This is a genomic window from Micromonospora sp. II (assembly GCF_001709195.1).
In the GTDB taxonomy this organism is placed as follows: Bacteria; Actinomycetota; Actinomycetes; order Mycobacteriales; family Micromonosporaceae; genus Micromonospora; species Micromonospora chalcea.
Window position 1 is genome coordinate 12,677 of the sequence record NZ_LYXF01000067.1, and the last position, 14,265, is coordinate 26,941.

Annotated in this window: 16 protein-coding genes; 9 read left to right on the forward strand and 7 right to left on the reverse strand. The window is 73.1% G+C overall.

Annotated elements, in window-relative coordinates:
- Positions 1-28: 28 nt before the first annotated feature.
- Positions 29-442 carry a hypothetical protein gene (locus A8711_RS25895; RefSeq protein ID WP_043330117.1) on the reverse strand — a complete coding sequence of 138 codons (414 nt, stop codon included), beginning with the start codon at positions 440-442 and terminating at the stop codon, positions 29-31.
- A 139-nt stretch (positions 443-581) separates the two neighbouring features.
- Here A8711_RS25895 and A8711_RS25900 point away from each other — a divergent pair, with 139 nt between their 5' ends.
- The 4 genes from A8711_RS25900 to A8711_RS25915 all read left to right on the forward strand — a co-directional run bounded on the left by A8711_RS25900 (position 582) and on the right by A8711_RS25915 (position 4,330).
- The gene (locus tag A8711_RS25900) at positions 582-1,670 is read left to right on the forward strand and encodes an S-(hydroxymethyl)mycothiol dehydrogenase (RefSeq protein ID WP_043323928.1); all 1,089 of its coding nucleotides are present in this window, start codon (positions 582-584) and stop codon (positions 1,668-1,670) included.
- Positions 1,667-2,296 carry an MBL fold metallo-hydrolase gene (locus tag A8711_RS25905; RefSeq protein WP_069089614.1) on the forward strand — a complete coding sequence of 210 codons (630 nt, stop codon included), beginning with the start codon at positions 1,667-1,669 and terminating at the stop codon, positions 2,294-2,296. Before A8711_RS25900 ends, A8711_RS25905 begins: the two co-directional genes overlap by 4 nt.
- Positions 2,297-2,711: 415 nt before the next feature.
- A complete protein-coding gene (locus A8711_RS25910; protein WP_176722887.1) occupies positions 2,712-3,452 on the forward strand; it encodes a hypothetical protein in 741 nt (246 codons plus the stop codon).
- Between the two features lie 326 nt (positions 3,453-3,778).
- Positions 3,779-4,330, forward strand: coding sequence for a hypothetical protein (locus A8711_RS25915; protein ID WP_069089615.1), 552 nt, complete (start codon positions 3,779-3,781; stop codon positions 4,328-4,330).
- Between the two features lie 51 nt (positions 4,331-4,381).
- Here A8711_RS25915 and A8711_RS25920 read toward each other — a convergent pair whose 3' ends face one another.
- Together A8711_RS25920 and A8711_RS25925 are read right to left on the reverse strand one after the other, a co-directional pair.
- Positions 4,382-5,299, reverse strand: coding sequence for an alpha/beta fold hydrolase (locus tag A8711_RS25920; protein WP_069089616.1), 918 nt, complete (start codon positions 5,297-5,299; stop codon positions 4,382-4,384).
- Positions 5,296-5,637 (reverse strand): hypothetical protein, encoded by a 342-nt coding sequence (locus tag A8711_RS25925; protein ID WP_043323938.1) that lies wholly within the window; start codon positions 5,635-5,637, stop codon positions 5,296-5,298. The genes A8711_RS25920 and A8711_RS25925 overlap by 4 nt, the downstream gene beginning before the upstream one ends.
- A 71-nt stretch (positions 5,638-5,708) precedes the next feature.
- Between A8711_RS25925 and A8711_RS25930 the strand changes: the two genes are divergently transcribed.
- Entirely contained in the window at positions 5,709-6,266 is a 558-nt protein-coding gene (locus tag A8711_RS25930; RefSeq protein ID WP_069089617.1) for a helix-turn-helix domain-containing protein, read from the forward strand.
- Here A8711_RS25930 and A8711_RS25935 read toward each other — a convergent pair.
- On the reverse strand, positions 6,239-7,666 hold the full coding sequence (locus A8711_RS25935; protein WP_233607689.1) for an MFS transporter: 1,428 nt from the start codon (positions 7,664-7,666) through the stop codon (positions 6,239-6,241). The genes A8711_RS25930 and A8711_RS25935 overlap by 28 nt on opposite strands.
- Positions 7,667-7,673: 7 nt before the next feature.
- The gene (locus tag A8711_RS25940) at positions 7,674-7,910 is read right to left on the reverse strand and encodes a hypothetical protein (protein ID WP_043323944.1); all 237 of its coding nucleotides are present in this window, start codon (positions 7,908-7,910) and stop codon (positions 7,674-7,676) included.
- Between the two features lie 132 nt (positions 7,911-8,042).
- Here A8711_RS25940 and A8711_RS25945 point away from each other — a divergent pair, with 132 nt between their 5' ends.
- Together A8711_RS25945 and A8711_RS25950 are read left to right on the forward strand one after the other, a co-directional pair.
- On the forward strand, positions 8,043-9,188 hold the full coding sequence (locus A8711_RS25945; RefSeq protein WP_069089619.1) for a geranylgeranyl reductase family protein: 1,146 nt from the start codon (positions 8,043-8,045) through the stop codon (positions 9,186-9,188).
- Positions 9,189-9,197: 9 nt separating this feature from the next.
- On the forward strand, positions 9,198-9,989 hold the full coding sequence (locus tag A8711_RS25950; protein WP_069089620.1) for a DUF2785 domain-containing protein: 792 nt from the start codon (positions 9,198-9,200) through the stop codon (positions 9,987-9,989).
- 10 nt (positions 9,990-9,999) lie between these two features.
- On the opposite strand, the gene A8711_RS25955 is transcribed toward A8711_RS25950, so the two are convergent.
- Complete coding sequence (locus A8711_RS25955) at positions 10,000-11,034, reverse strand: NAD(P)-dependent alcohol dehydrogenase (RefSeq protein ID WP_069089621.1); 1,035 nt, start codon at positions 11,032-11,034, stop codon at positions 10,000-10,002.
- A 95-nt stretch (positions 11,035-11,129) separates the two neighbouring features.
- Here A8711_RS25955 and A8711_RS25960 point away from each other — a divergent pair, with 95 nt between their 5' ends.
- Positions 11,130-11,315 carry a hypothetical protein gene (locus A8711_RS25960; RefSeq protein WP_223201055.1) on the forward strand — a complete coding sequence of 62 codons (186 nt, stop codon included), beginning with the start codon at positions 11,130-11,132 and terminating at the stop codon, positions 11,313-11,315.
- A 39-nt stretch (positions 11,316-11,354) separates the two neighbouring features.
- Here A8711_RS25960 and A8711_RS25965 read toward each other — a convergent pair whose 3' ends face one another.
- Complete coding sequence (locus A8711_RS25965) at positions 11,355-13,145, reverse strand: bifunctional UDP-sugar hydrolase/5'-nucleotidase (RefSeq protein ID WP_069089622.1); 1,791 nt, start codon at positions 13,143-13,145, stop codon at positions 11,355-11,357.
- Between the two features lie 152 nt (positions 13,146-13,297).
- Between A8711_RS25965 and A8711_RS25970 the strand changes: the two genes are divergently transcribed.
- Complete coding sequence (locus A8711_RS25970) at positions 13,298-14,200, forward strand: SDR family oxidoreductase (protein ID WP_069089623.1); 903 nt, start codon at positions 13,298-13,300, stop codon at positions 14,198-14,200.
- Positions 14,201-14,265: the final 65 nt, after the last annotated feature.

A 14,265-nucleotide genomic window follows, 5' to 3' on the forward strand; every position in this document is an offset into this window, starting at 1 on the left:
GGCCCGGAGCGGCTTCGGCGCGGGCGGCTCAGCGCCGGTGCCGCACCAGCGAGTCGAGCATCAGCGTCAGCCCGGCGCCGACCAGCCACACGTCCTTGGCCAGCCCGATACCCTCCTGGCTCGGCCGCAGGCTGCTGCCCTCCCGCATGCCGGGCGTCTTCAGGTAGAGCTGCACCAGCCCAGCGCCGAACGCGGTGAGCGCGGCCCCGGCCAGCAACGACGGCACGAACGGGGCGAGCAGCGCCGCGCCGAGCACCGTCTCGCCCCGGGACAGCAGCACGGCGAACCGGTCCGGCGGGATCTGCCGCAGCTGCGGCATCGCGCCGGCCGCCATGCCGTGCATGCCCGCGGCGGCCTCACCCTCCAGGCCCCGCTTGCCCAGCCCGGAGTTCAAGATGTACGCGCCGATGGCGACCCGCAGCGGCGCATGCGACAGCCTCATGATCACTCCCGTCCCACCTGGTAGAACCGGCACACCGGGTACCCGGTCATGACCAGGACAATCCGGCGGGCTTCATTGGTTCGTGGGTCATGATCAGCGGTAGGTTCGGGGTGCAGAAGCACGCAACAAGGGAGGCACTGTGAGCCAGGAAGTCCGGGGAGTCGTGTCGCGGCGCAAGGGCGCGCCCGTGGAGGTCACCACCATCGTGGTGCCCGACCCGGGGCCGGGCGAGGCGGTGGTCCGCATCCAGTCGTGCGGCGTCTGCCACACCGACCTGCACTACCGCGAGGGCGGCATCAACGACGACTACCCGTTCCTGCTGGGCCACGAGGCCGCCGGCATCGTCGAGCAGGTCGGCGACGGCGTCACCGACGTGGCGCCCGGCGACTTCGTGGTGCTGAACTGGCGCGCGGTCTGCGGGCAGTGCCGGGCCTGCCGCCGCGGCCGCCCGTGGTACTGCTTCGCCACCCACAACGCGACGCAGAAAATGACGCTCACCGACGGCACCGAGCTGACGCCCGCGCTCGGCATCGGCGCGTTCGCCGAGAAGACGCTCGTGCACGCCGGGCAGTGCACCAAGGTCGACCCGTCGGCGCGGCCGGCGGCCGTCGGCCTGCTCGGCTGCGGCGTGATGGCCGGCCTCGGCGCGGCCATGAACACCGGCAACGTGACCCGGGGCGACTCGGTCGCGGTGATCGGCTGCGGCGGCGTCGGCGACGCGGCGGTGGCCGGCGCGGCCCTGGCCGGGGCGACCACGATCATCGCGGTGGACACCGACTCCCGCAAGCTCGACTGGGCGCGCAAGTTCGGCGCCACCCACACCGTCAACGCCTCCGAGGACGACGCGGTGGAAGCCATCCGCGCCGCCACCGGCGGCTTCGGCGCCGACGTGGTGATCGACGCGGTCGGCCGCCCGGAGACCTGGAAGCAGGCGTTCTACGCCCGTGACCTGGCCGGCACGGTCGTGCTGGTCGGCGTGCCGACGCCGGAGATGACTGTCGACCTGCCGCTGCTGGACGTGTTCGGTCGCGGCGGCGCGCTCAAGTCCAGCTGGTACGGCGACTGCCTGCCCAGCCGCGACTTCCCGATGCTGACCGAGCTGTACCGGCAGGGCCGGCTGGACCTGGACGCGTTCGTCACCGAGGAGATCGCCCTCGACCAGGTCGAGGAGGCGTTCAGCCGGATGCACCACGGCGACGTGCTGCGCTCGGTGGTGGTCTTCCCGTGACCGCCCGCGTCGACCACGCCGTCACGTCCGGCACGTTCTCCCTGGACGGCCAGACGTTCGACGTCGACAACAACGTCTGGGTGATCGGTGACGACGCCGAGTGCGTCGTCCTCGACGCGCCGCACGACGTCGCGGCCATCCGCCAGGTGATCGGCGACCGGCGGGTGGTGGCGATCGTGGCCACGCACGCCCATGACGACCACGTCCGGGTCGCGCCCGAGCTGGCCCGGGCCACCGGCGCGCCGGTGCTGCTGCACCCGGCCGACCGGGTGCTGTGGGACATGGTGCACCCGGGCACCGCCCCGGACGGCGAGCTGACCGACGGGCAGAGCATCACCGTCGGCGGGACCACGCTGCGGGTGCTGCACACCCCCGGCCACAGCCCCGGCGCGTGCAGCCTGTACGCGCCCGACCTGGGCGCGGTCTTCACCGGCGACACCCTGTTCGCCGGGGGACCGGGCGCCACCGGCCGGTCGTACAGCGACTTCGGCACCATCGTCGAGTCGATCCGTACCCGTCTGCTCACGCTGCCGCCGGAGACGGTGGTGCACACCGGGCACGGCGACGACACCACGATCGGGGCCGAGGCGCCGCACCTGGACGAGTGGATCGCCCGGGGCCACTGAGGACCACACACCCGCGCGGGTCCGGCCGGAGCAGTCCGGTCCGGGCCCGCGTGCGGCGTCTTCCGGCCCGTCCGCGCCCGGGTGGCGCCGGGTGTCCGTCCGCTTCGGACGGGTCCGGAAAGCCGTGTGGCCGGGCGACGTTCCGCCCCGATGACACTCGCGTCCGTGCTGGTCCGGTGCGGCGTCTCGCCCTGATCGTCCCGTTCCTCGCCCTTCACCCAGGATGCGGACCGGGTGCCCGGAATCGCGGGTGACCTGGACCGCAGCCTCGGCGCTGCCCGGCATTTCCGGAATGACCGACACTGCGGGCTCGTTGTGTCCCCCATACCGTCGGAACCCAAACACCTACCCGGCGGTAGTCCCCCGAGGGGCGCTCATCCCGGAGCGCGTCGTAACGATCGAAAGGGCAACCATCGTGAAGCAGCACTTCACTCGATGGCTCCCCGCCATCGCGAAGACCGCCGTGGCGAAGACCGCCGTCGCGAAGACCGTCGCCGTCGCCAAGAACCGCCGCGCCGTGCTGAGCGTGGCGGGCGTGGCCGTCCTGGGCGGGTTGGCCGTCGGCCCCACCGCCGTGGCCGCGCCCGTGACCAGTGGCCCGCACGCCGGCGCCAAGGCCGCCATCGACCTGGCCACCGGCAAGCAGACCTCGACCGAGGCGGTCAAGCCCGGCCAGACCACCGGCCTGGACAAGCTGCCGACCAGGGCGGACCGGCCGGCCAAGGAGAAGCTCGTGCCGCACGGCGTCGAGGGCGCGCAGTCGCGCATCCCGCTCGACGACGCGCAGCTCGCCAACGCCAAGGCCATCGTCGAGGCGGCCAAGGAGACCGGCGTGGGGGAGCGGGGCGCCGTGATCGGCGTCGCCACCTCGCTGCAGGAGTCGAAGCTGTACAACCTGGGTCACCTCGGCGCGTACAACGACCACGACTCCGAGGGCCTGTTCCAGCAGCGCCCGTCGTCCGGTTGGGGCACGTCCGAGCAGATCACCGACCCGGAGTACTCCAGCAAGGCGTTCTTCAACGCGCTGAAGAACGTCGGCGGCTGGCACGAGCTGCCGCTGACCACCGCCGCGCAGACGGTCCAGGTGTCCGCCTACCCGTACGCGTACGCGCAGTGGGAGGAGCAGGCGGCGGACATCGTCCAGCAGGTCTGGTGAGCCACCCGTAGCGAACGGCCGGCCCTCCGGGGTCGGCCGTTCTCGCCGATCTTGGAATTGTGGTGCCTCGCATACCTCAGATACCGGACATCCTGGGCGCCACAACTCCAAGATCGGCGGGGCGGGGCGGGGGCGGGTGGGGGGCGTTGTAAGCCGGTGCGCGACCGGAGTGGCGCCGGCGAGCGCCCCCGGGGAACAAGCCCGGGTCGTCGGTCGTTGCAGATGCACCCGGCACGCCCCGCGCTGCCGGATCCCCCCGAGAACTTCGAGCGCCTGACGGTGCCCACGCATCCCCCGGATGCGTCGACCCCCGAACGGAGCCCACCATGAACACGATCCTGCGCAAGAGCATCCTCGGTATCGCCGGTCTCGCCTTCACCGGTGGCGTGTTCGCCGGTCCGGTCGCCGCCCACGCGGCGGAGACCACCAAGCCGGCCGCCGTCGCGGTTCAGGGCGTGAGCCCGCAGGGCGAGCAGTCGCACGTGGACCTGAACGACGAGCAGATCGCCAACGCCAAGGCCATCATCGCGGCCACCAAGAAGGCGGGCCTGCCCGAGCGGGCCGCTGTCGTCGCGATCGCCACCGCGCTGCAGGAGTCGAAGCTGGAGAACCTGGGTCACCTGGGTGACCGCAACGACCACGACTCGCTGGGCCTGTTCCAGCAGCGGCCGTCCAGCGGCTGGGGTACGCCGGAGCAGATCACCGACCCCGAGTACTCGACGCTGGCGTTCCTCAAGGGCCTCAAGCAGGTCGACGGCTGGCAGGACATGCCGCTGACCGAGGCCGCGCAGACCGTGCAGGTCAGCGCCTACCCCGACGCGTACGCGCAGTGGGAGAAGCAGGCCGCCGAGATCGTCGCCGAGCACTGGCACAAGTAAGAACCACCGAAAGGCCGGTACCCGGATCGGGTGCCGGCCTTTCGCGTGCTCTCAGCCGCAGTGCGTGGCCAGCCACGACAGCACCGGCTCGACCACCGACGGGTCCAGCGGCTGCTTCGCCTCGTCCCGGTACGCCCGCAGCGACGGCGGACCGGGCTGGCGCCGCAGCACGTGGGTGACGTCCGGCAGCACCGTGGTCTGCACGGGCCCACCCGCGTGGGCGGCGATGACCGGCAGGTCCGCCGGGTCGGTCTGGAGGTCCTTGTCGCCGGTGAGCGCGAGGATCGGGGCGTCGACGCGGGCCAGGTCCGGCCGGGGGTCGTAGCGCAGGAACTCCCGGAACCAGCGGGCGTTGAGCCGCTGCCCGCCGACCCACGCCACGTCCTTGTCGGTGGCGAGGATCTTCTCGTGGTTGCGGGCCACCTTCGCCACCAGGTCGGTTCGGGTGAGCCGGAGCACCAGGCGTACCGGCGCGGGCAGCGTGGGCAGCAGCCGTCCGGCCTGCCAGCGCAGCACCTCGGCGCCGCTGCGCCCGGGCGCGGACAGCAGGACCAGGCCGGCCACCGGTACGCCGCGCGCGGCGAGCGCGACAGCGGTGAGCGCGCCCTCGCTGTGCCCGACCAGGAACATCCGTCCGGCGTCCACGGCCGGGTCGTCGCGCAGCGCCGCGAACACGGCGGCCGCGTCGTCGACGTTGTCGAAGAAGCCGGTACGCAGGAACTCGCCGGTGCTCTCGCCGACGCCCCGCCGGTCGTACCGGGCGACCGCGATCCCGGCCCCGGCGAGCGCTGCGGCCAGGTGCCGCTGGATGCCCAGGGGCAGGCGGCGGTGGTCGCCGTCGCGGTTGATCGGCCCGGAGCCGGGCAGCAGCAGCGCCACCGGGTGCCCTCCGGCGCCGTCGGGCAGCGTGAGCGTGCCGGACAGCCGCTGCTCGCCCGAGTCGACGACGAGCGGACGGTCGATCGTCACGGCAGCACCGCCGCGGCCAGGGCGGAGGCGTCGTCGGCGCCGATGAGCAGGGAGTCGTACGCCTGGCCGGTGAGGGTGATGCGGACGGCCGGCTGGCCGCCGCGGACGCTGACGAACTCCTTGCCGGCCCTGCCGCGCCAGGTGCCGACGTTGCGCGTGCGGGGCACGCCGAGGCCGGGCGCCCGGATGCCGCGGGTGGCGCGCGCCCCGTCGGGCACGACGACGGCGCCCGCGACGGCGGAGCGGGGGAACGACAGGTCGCCGCGCAGGGCCCAGATCTTCTCGGCGGTGGTGAGCCGGACGTCGATGCGGTCGGGGGTGATGTCGATGGTGGCCATCGGCGCGCTCCTCGGTTCTGTTATCGTCGGTGAGAACATTACCGGAGGCGATAACAAAAAGGGGAGCGACTGTGGCACTCGACACCGTGGAGCTGCTGATGCACCCGGTCCGGCTGCGCATCGTCCAGGCGTTCCTGGGCGGCCGCACGCTGACCACCGCCGACCTGCGCAGCGAGCTGAGCGACGTGCCGCCGGCCACGCTCTACCGGCAGGTCGCCACGCTCGCCGAGAACGGCGTGCTGCACACGGTCGGGGAGCGGCGGGCCCGCGGCGCGGTCGAGCGCAGCTACCGGCTCCACGAGGCCGCCGCGTCGGTGGACCCGGACGAGGCCCGGGCCATGAGCCCGCAACGGCACCGCCAGGCGTTCCTCACCTTCGTCGCGGGCCTGCTCGCCGACTTCGACGGCTACCTCGACCGCGGCGACCCCGACCTGGCCCGCGACGTGGCCGGCTACCGGCAGAACGCGTTCCACGCCACCGACGCCGAGACCGCCGAGTTCGTCACCCGGTTCCGCGAGCTGTTCGCCGAGTACGCCGCGCTCGGCCCCGGGCCCGGCCGCACCCGGCGGCTGCTCACCACCGTGCTGCTGCCCGGCGCCGATCAGGAGCGGCCCGCCGAGCGCCGGTGACCGGCCACGATGTCCGCCACAGCGGCACCCAGCGCCAGCACGATGATCCCGGCGGCGAGCAGCAGTGAGTGGCGGAACGCCGTACCCCAGTCGCCGTGGTCGTCGGCGATCGTGGAGAAGAACAGCGCGCCCACCGCGGCGATGCCGGCGGCCGAGCCGATGCGCTGCCCGGTCTGCAGCATGCCCGCGCCGCTGCCGGCCATCGGCACCGGCACCTCGGACAGCGTGAGCGTCTGGTTCGGCGCGATCACCAGGCCGCTGCCCAGCCCCGCGACGAGCAGCGGCAGCGCGGTCCGCAGCGGCACGTTGTCGTGCGGCCCGCCCGCCAGCACCAGGTCGGTCGCGATCAGCCCGGCCACCACCGCCAGCAGCCCGATCGCGACGAGCGGACGGCCGTACCGGGTGACCACCCGGCCGCCGAGCGCGGAGGCGAGCGCCGAACCGAGCGCGAACGGCGTGATCGCCAGACCGGCCACGAGCGCGCTGTAGCCGAGCCCCATCTGCAGGTAGAGCGTGAAGATGAAGAAGATCGCGGTGAACCCGGCGAAGTAGATCAGGCCGATCAGCGCGCCCAGCGTGTACGAGCGCACCGTGAACAGCCGCAGGTCGAACAGCGGCTGGGCGCGCCGGGCGTACCGGTGCTCCCAGAGCGCGAACCCGGCGAGCAGCAGCAGGCCGACCGGGATCAGCAACCACTTGCCCGGGCCCCGCCACTGCTCCCGCTGCACCAGCGGCAGCAGGATCACCGTCACCCCGGCGCCGAGCAGCAGCACGCCGAGTGGATCGAGGCGGCCCCGCCCGGCGGGGTTCGTCGCCCGGGTCGGCATCAGCCGCCAGCCGAGCAGCATCGCCACGATCCCGACCGGGATGTTCACGAAGAACACCCACCGCCAGCCGTGCTCCGCGCCGCCCAGCTGGATGAGCAGGCCGCCGAGCAGCGGCCCCACGGCGGTGGAGATACCGATCGTCGCGCCCAGCAGGCCGAACGCGCGACCCCGGTCGGCGCCCCGGAACAGCTCCTGGATCATGCCGCTGACCTGAGGGTTCACCACACCGGCGGCGGCGCCCTGGACGAGCCGGGCCACCACCAGCCACTCCGGCGAGCGGGCCAGCCCGGCCAGCGCGCTGGTCAGCGTGAACAGGCCCACCCCGACCACGAACGCGGTACGCCGCCCGCGCGCGTCGCCGAACCGCCCGGCCGGCACCAGCACCAGGCCGAACGTCAGCGCGTACCCGGACAGCACCCACTGCAAATCGCTCGGTGTGGCGTGCAGCGCCCGGTCGATCGACGGCACCGCGACGTTGACGATGCTGACGTCCAGCAGCGTCATGAACGCCGCGATCAGGCCGACGCTCAGCGCGCGCCAGCGACGCCGATCGTCGTACCCGGTGTCCGGCACGATCCGATCACGCCACCTGGCGCGCGCACCACCGCGGCCCGAAGTCCAGGCCGGACATCGGGGAGTCCTCGCGGTGCAGCAGCCCTCGCTCGGTGAGCGAGTGCAGCGGCTCGCGCAGTTCCTCCTCGGTCATCCCGGTCTCCTGGGCGATCAGGTCCGGGTAGGGGACGTGTCCCTGCACCTCCAGCGCGGACACCGCCTGGTACACCCGTTCCTCGACCGCAGACAGCTGGACCTGAGGCATCGCTTCCCTCCTCGGCGTGGACCGTCCGACCCGCGGACGGCCGGCGACCGGCGGTTACCCGGACGGGCCACGATGATGCTCACCCGTTCGGCTGTCGTGCCGGGCGGGGCGGGGGTGCCCTAGGCTGCACCAGTGATCATCTGGGATCTCGTCGTGGTCGGCGGTGGGCCCGCCGGACTCTCCGCCGCGCATGCCGCGGCCCGCTCCGGCGTCCGCACGCTCGTGGTCGAGCGGGCCACCCACCCCCGGTACAAGACCTGCGGCGGCGGCCTGATCGGCACCTCGCTGGCCGAGGTCGCCGACCGCCTCGAGGTGCCCGCCCACGACCGGGTCGACCGGATCACGTTCACCCGCGACGGGCGGCGCGCGTTCACCCGCCGGCACCCGTCGCCGCTGGTCACGATGATCCGCCGGGAGGAGTTCGACGACCGGCTGCGCGCCGCCGCCGTCGCCGCCGGGGCTCAGGTCCGCGAGGGCGTCGCGGTCCGCGCGGTCGAGCAGGACCCCGACGAGGTACGCCTGCGTCTGGCCGACGGCGAGGTGGTGCGCGCCCGTGCCGTCATCGGCGCGGACGGCTCCTCCGGCGTCACGGCACGCCACGTCGGTGTCCGTTTCCGCCAGGTCGACCTCGGCCTGGAACTGGAACTGCCGGTGGACGGTGCCGAACGGGAACGCTGGCGCGGCCGGGTGCTGCTCGACTGGGGGCCGCTGCCCGGCTCCTACGCGTGGGTGTTCCCCAAGGGCGACCGGCTCACCGTGGGCGTCATCTCGGCCCGGGGCGACGGCGACCGTACCCGCGCCTACCTGCGCGACTTCACCGACCGGCTCGGACTGTCCGGGGTGACGCCGGAGCACGACTCCGGTCACCTCACCCGCTGCCGCGCCGACGACTCGCCGCTGCGCCACGGGCGGGTGGTGGTCGCAGGCGACGCGGCCGGGCTGCTGGAGCCGTGGAGCCGGGAGGGGATCAGCTACGCGCTGCGCTCCGGCCGGCTGGCCGGGGAGGCGGTGGCCGGCGGCGACCTCGGCGCGTACGCCCGGGAGGTCGGCCGGCGGCTGACGCCGGAGATGCGCGCCGGGCACCGGCTGCTGGAGACGTTCGAGCGGCGGCCCGACGTGTTCCACGCGATGCTCGCCAGCCCGCCCGGCTGGCGGATGTTCGTCCGGTTCTGCCAGGGCCGGGCGAGCTTCGCCGAGATGCTCGACCGGCGGCCGGTACGCGCCGGGCTCGCGGTGCTCGACCGTCTGCCCGCGAGGGCGCGGGCCGTGGCCGGTTAACCTGGCGCGGTGACCGACTGGGATCTCGTCTGCGGACGCGACTTCGCGGTGCCGGACGGCCGCGACCTGGACGACCTCGTCGCCGAACTCGCCGCCGCGCTGCGCGACCCCGACCCGGCGGTCCGGGACGGCGCGCCCTACGTGGTGCTGCGCACCTGGATCGCCCGGGACGTGATCGACGCCGGCCGCCGGGCGAAGCTGGGCGCGATCATGGCCGAGCGGTTCACCGACCCGGAGATCCAGGCCCGCACGTTCGCGCCGCTGGTGCTGGACATGATCGTCAGCTGGGGCGACTTCGACCCGGCCTGGCTCGCCGCGTTCAGTGCCTGGTACCCGGCCGAGACCGACCTGCGCGGGTACGACGCGACGCTCGGCTGGCTGCACGCGGTGGCCCACGGCGCCGACCTGCTGGCCACGTTCGGCCGCCACCCGTCGGTCGACCCGGCGAGCATGCTCGACCTGGCCGCGGCCCGCCTCGTCGCGCCGACCGGGCACCTCTTCGCCGAACAGGAGGACGACCGGCTGGCCCGCGCGATCGCGCTGGTGCTGGCCCGGCCCGGCCTGTCCGGCGCCGACGCGCTCGGCTGGCTGGAACCGGTCTCGGCGAGCTACGCCGCGCTGCCCCGGGGCACCACGCCGGCCCACGCCTCGAACAGCATGCGGACGTTGCGGGCGCTGTACGTGCTGCTGGACACCGGCATCGGGCCGAGCCGGGACGCCCCGGCGCTGCCGCAGCCGCACCGCGACGCGGTCAAGGCACGCCTGGCCGAGGTGCTCGCCCCGGTCTTCCAGCACGGCTGAACGCCCCCGGTCAGGGGACGATGACCGCCCGCCCGTGCACGTCGCCCCGGCGCAGCGCCTCGTACGCCTGCGGCGCCTCCGCGAGCGGGAACGTCTGCACGTCGGCGTGCAGCCGGCCGTCGTGGGCCAGCGCGATCACCTCGTGCAGTTCGGCCCGGGTGCCCCAGAACGGCACCGCCACAGCGGCCTCGAACGGCACGGGCGGCGGTTCGTCGGCGACCGGCCGGACCGGCAGCGTGCCGCCGGCCAGGCCGACCAGCAGCAGCTGACCGCCGGTGGCGACGACCTGCCGGGCGGTGTCCAGGGTCGCCTGGGCGCCGACGAAGTCGAGCACCACGTCCGCGCCGTCCGGCGGCGGCCCGACCAGCTCACGGATCTTCTCCACCGCGTCCGGGCCGGCCTGCACCACGTGGTGCGCGCCGAGCCGGCCGGCCAGGTCCAGCGCCGCGGTGCTGGTGTCCACCGCGACGATCCGTACCGCTGTGGTGGCGAGCAGGATCTGCAACCCCATGTGCCCCAGCCCGCCGATGCCGATCACCACGCAGGTGGTGCCGGGCCGCAGCCGGGGCCGGGCCAGCTCCACCGCGTGGTACGGCGTCAGCCCGGCGTCGGTGAGCGGCGCGGCCTGGGTCAGGTCCATGTCGCCGACCGGCAGCAGCCGGGACGCGGGAACCACGACGTACTCGGCGAGCCCGCCGTCGCGGCTGAGCCCGACGCCGCCGACCGGGGTTACCCGGCAGCGGTTCTCCTCGCCCCGCAGGCAGGCCCGGCACCGGCCGCAGCCGATGATCCCGTAGACCGCGGCCCGTTCTCCGGGCGACCAGCCGACCACCCCGGCGCCGACCGTGTCGACGGTGCCGGCGATCTCGTGCCCCAGCGTCATCGGGATCGGGAACACGCCGGCCGGAGCGTCGAGGATGTGCAGGTCGGAGTGGCAGGCGCCGACCGCGCCGACGCGCAGCAGCACCTCACCGGGGCCGGCCTCGGGCGTGGGCACCTCCGTGTGCTCCAGCACCCCGGGCGCTGTCATCCGTACTGCGCGCATGTCTCCTCCACCTCGTCGCCGACGGTCGTCGCGGCGGCATACCCCTGCCGTGGTGGTTGATGCGCCGGCGGGACGGGCGGGCGCACAATGCGGTCATGAGTGAGCCGGCCGAGTCGTTCACCGACGAGGAGTACGCGTTCCTGCGGCACGTCCGCTTCGGCGAACTGCCGGCCCGGGTACGCCCGGAGGACCTCACGGGGTCCGTGGAGACCGAGACCCCGCCGGACCGGCCGGACCCGGTCGGCGGGGAGTCGGAGTGGCACCTGCGCGCGGGCGGCTGACGGGGCCCGGGCACCGGCCCGGACCCCGTCGCCGCACGGTCAGAAGACCGGCACGCCGTCGCGCACCAGCTTCCAGTTGGGTACGAAGAAGTCGGCCGGGTCGATGACGCCCTTGGCCTGCGCCCAGTCGATGAGCAGCTGGCGGATCTCCTGCTGGGCGTTGTAGACCTGGGTCTTCACGATGCCCGGGAAGTTGCCGCCGCCGCTGCGCCGGTAGTTGTTCACCGCCACCACGAACCGGGCGTCCGCCGCGACCGGGGTGTCGGTGCCGGCCAGCACCAGCCGGGTGATCCGCTGGCCGACCGGCTTGGCGATGTCGATGTCGTAGTCGACGCCGGAGAACACGTCGTAGTTGTAGTCCGGCACCGCCGGGTCGCTGATCGTCTCCGGGTTCACCGGCGCGCCCGCCGGCAGCGTGACGAAGTACTTCGCCGAGTACTCCAGGTACGCCTTCACCTCGGCGCCGGTCAGCACGACCGCCTCCAGCGTGTTGTCGTACACGTAGAGGCCCGCCACGTCGCGGATGCGCACGTCGCCCTGCGGGAACACCGCGGTACGGCTGAACGGCGCGGCGATGGACAGCACCGGCAGGCCCGCGTACTCGCCGCCCGCGAGCGCCTCGGTGACGACTTCGGTCTGGACGTGGTTGATGAAGTCCAGGATCGGGGTGTCCTTGTACCGCGACTCGGCGGCCGACAGCTCCACGCTGGACTGCGCGACGACGCGGTTGACGTACTCGACGGTCTTGGTGTGCTGGCCGCGCACGGCCGCGAGCACCGCCGGGTCCTCGACCACCGTGTTGGTGTTGAGCGTGGTGGCCGACTTGGCGGTGACCGTCCAGCGGCCCTTCTCCCGGGTCAGCGTGAAGTCCATCCGGGTCAGCCGCTGGCCCCACTTCGACGGCTCCGAGGTGAGGACCCGCTCGCCGGTGGTGAGGTTGGTGACGAACTTCTCCGGCACCTCGTTGTGCGCGTGGCCGAACAGGATCGCGTCGATGCCGGGGACCTGCTCGGCGATCAGCGCGGTCGGGTTCTCGTTCGGCAGCTCCGGGCCGTAGCTGGAGGTGCCGCTGTCGCCGCCGTGCGCCGAGATGACGACCAGGTCGGCGCCGCGGCGGCGCATCTCCGGCACCCACTTCGCGGCGGTGGCGACCATGTCGGCGAAGACCAGGCGGCCCTCGACGTTGCCCTTGTCCCAGATGGCCACGCCGGGGTTGGTCAGGCCGAGGACGCCCACGCGCAGCTTCGGCGCGCCGTGCCCGCCGAGCTTGACCTCCTTGATCACGTACGGGAGGAACGCCGGCTTGCCGGTCTTCGCGTTGAGCGCGTTCGCGGCCAGGGCCGGGAAGCCGAGCTGCTCGATCCAGGTGGCCAGCAGCGGCAGGCCGTAGTTGAACTCGTGGTTGCCGAGCGTCACCGCGTCGTACTTGAGGATGTTCATGGCGCGGGCCATCGGGTGCGTCTCACCGGTGCTGGTGATCGGCTCCTGCTTGGCGTAGTACGTCGCAAGCGGCGTGCCCTGGATGGTGTCGCCGGCGTCGAGGACCAGCGTGGCCCTGCCCTTGCGCTCGGCGCGGATCTGGTTGACCAGGGTGGCGAGCTTCGCGACGCCGACGTCGTTCTGCTTGCTGTCGTCGAACTCCGCGTCCTTGTAGTAATCCCAGTTGTAGACGTTGCCGTGGGTGTCGGACGTACCGAGGATCGTCAGGTCCCAGGTCTTCGGCTGCTTCGGCTTCGCCTCGGCGGGCGCGCCGGCCAGCAGGGGAGCGGTCGCGGCGGCGGCCGCGACGGCCAGCACCTGGCGCCGGGAGGCGCCGGAGGAGGAAGTCATGAGGTGCCTTTCCAATGGGGGGTACGCGCCTCGTGGGCGCCGTTGCGCACCATAACCACCACATGTCGCGTGCGCCACACCGGCCCGTTTTGTTTCCCCTACGGTCACGGTGCTGCTGTTTCCCCTCCGGTCACCGGGGTAGGGGCGCAGACATGAGCGAGGACCAGTTCACCCAGCAGCACCCGGCCGAGCAGTACGGACAGCGTGAGGGACAGCCGTCGCAACAGCAGACGCCGCCCGGCAGCGAACAGCAGATGGGGCCGAAGCCCGACCACGGCGAGCAGTCGTACCGGGGCAGCGACCGGCTCACCGGCAAGCGCGCGATCATCACCGGCGGCGACTCCGGCATCGGGCGGGCCGTGGCGATCGCCTTCGCCCGCGAGGGCGCCGACGTGCTCGTCACCTACCTCGCCGACGAGGAGGAGAAGGACGCCCGGGAGACGGTCGCCCTGATCGAGCAGGCCGGGCGCACCGGCGTCGCGGTCCGGTGCGACCTGCGCGAGGAGGCCAACTGCCGTGACCTCGTCGACCAGGCGCTGCGCGACCTCGGCGGCGTCGACATCCTGGTCAACAACGCGGCGTACCAGATGTCGCAGGACAACGGCCTGCTCGACATCACCACCGAGCAGTTCGACCGGGTGTTCAAGACCAACGTGTACGCCATGTTCTGGCTCTGCAAGTTCGCCGTGCCGCACATGAAGGAAGGCTCGACGATCATCAACACGTCGTCGATCCAGGCGTTCGACCCGTCGCCGCAGCTGCTCGACTACGCCACCACCAAGGCCGCCATCGCGAACTTCACCAAGGCGCTCGCGCAGAACCTCGCCGAGCGGGGCATCCGGGTCAACGCGGTCGCGCCCGGTCCGATCTGGACGCCGCTGATCCCGGCCACCATGCCGGAGGAGAAGGTGAAGCAGTTCGGCACCGACACGCCGCTGGGCCGTCCCGGTCAGCCGGCCGAGCTGGCGCCCGCGTACGTCTACTTCGCCTCCCAGGAGTCCAGCTACGTCACCGGCGAGATCCTCGGCGTCACGGGCGGCCGCCCGACGAAGTGAGCGTCCGGTCCGGCTGCGTCTCTGGTCCCGGCTCGCCCATCCGGCCGGTCCGGCTTGTCCCGGCT

Bases quoted from the DNA above. Each gene is read 5' to 3' on its own strand.
- A8711_RS25895 (WP_043330117.1), bottom strand. From the start codon at position 442: ATGAGGCTGTCGCATGCGCCGCTGCGGGTCGCCATCGGCGCGTACATC.
- A8711_RS25915 (WP_069089615.1), top strand. From the start codon at position 3,779: ATGAACACGATCCTGCGCAAGAGCATCCTCGGTATCGCCGGTCTCGCC.
- A8711_RS25925 (WP_043323938.1), bottom strand. From the start codon at position 5,637: ATGGCCACCATCGACATCACCCCCGACCGCATCGACGTCCGGCTCACC.
- A8711_RS25940 (WP_043323944.1), bottom strand. From the start codon at position 7,910: ATGCCTCAGGTCCAGCTGTCTGCGGTCGAGGAACGGGTGTACCAGGCG.
- A8711_RS25955 (WP_069089621.1), bottom strand. From the start codon at position 11,034: ATGCGCGCAGTACGGATGACAGCGCCCGGGGTGCTGGAGCACACGGAG.
- A8711_RS25960 (WP_223201055.1), top strand. From the start codon at position 11,130: ATGAGTGAGCCGGCCGAGTCGTTCACCGACGAGGAGTACGCGTTCCTG.
- A8711_RS25965 (WP_069089622.1), bottom strand. From the start codon at position 13,145: ATGACTTCCTCCTCCGGCGCCTCCCGGCGCCAGGTGCTGGCCGTCGCG.
- A8711_RS25970 (WP_069089623.1), top strand. From the start codon at position 13,298: ATGAGCGAGGACCAGTTCACCCAGCAGCACCCGGCCGAGCAGTACGGA.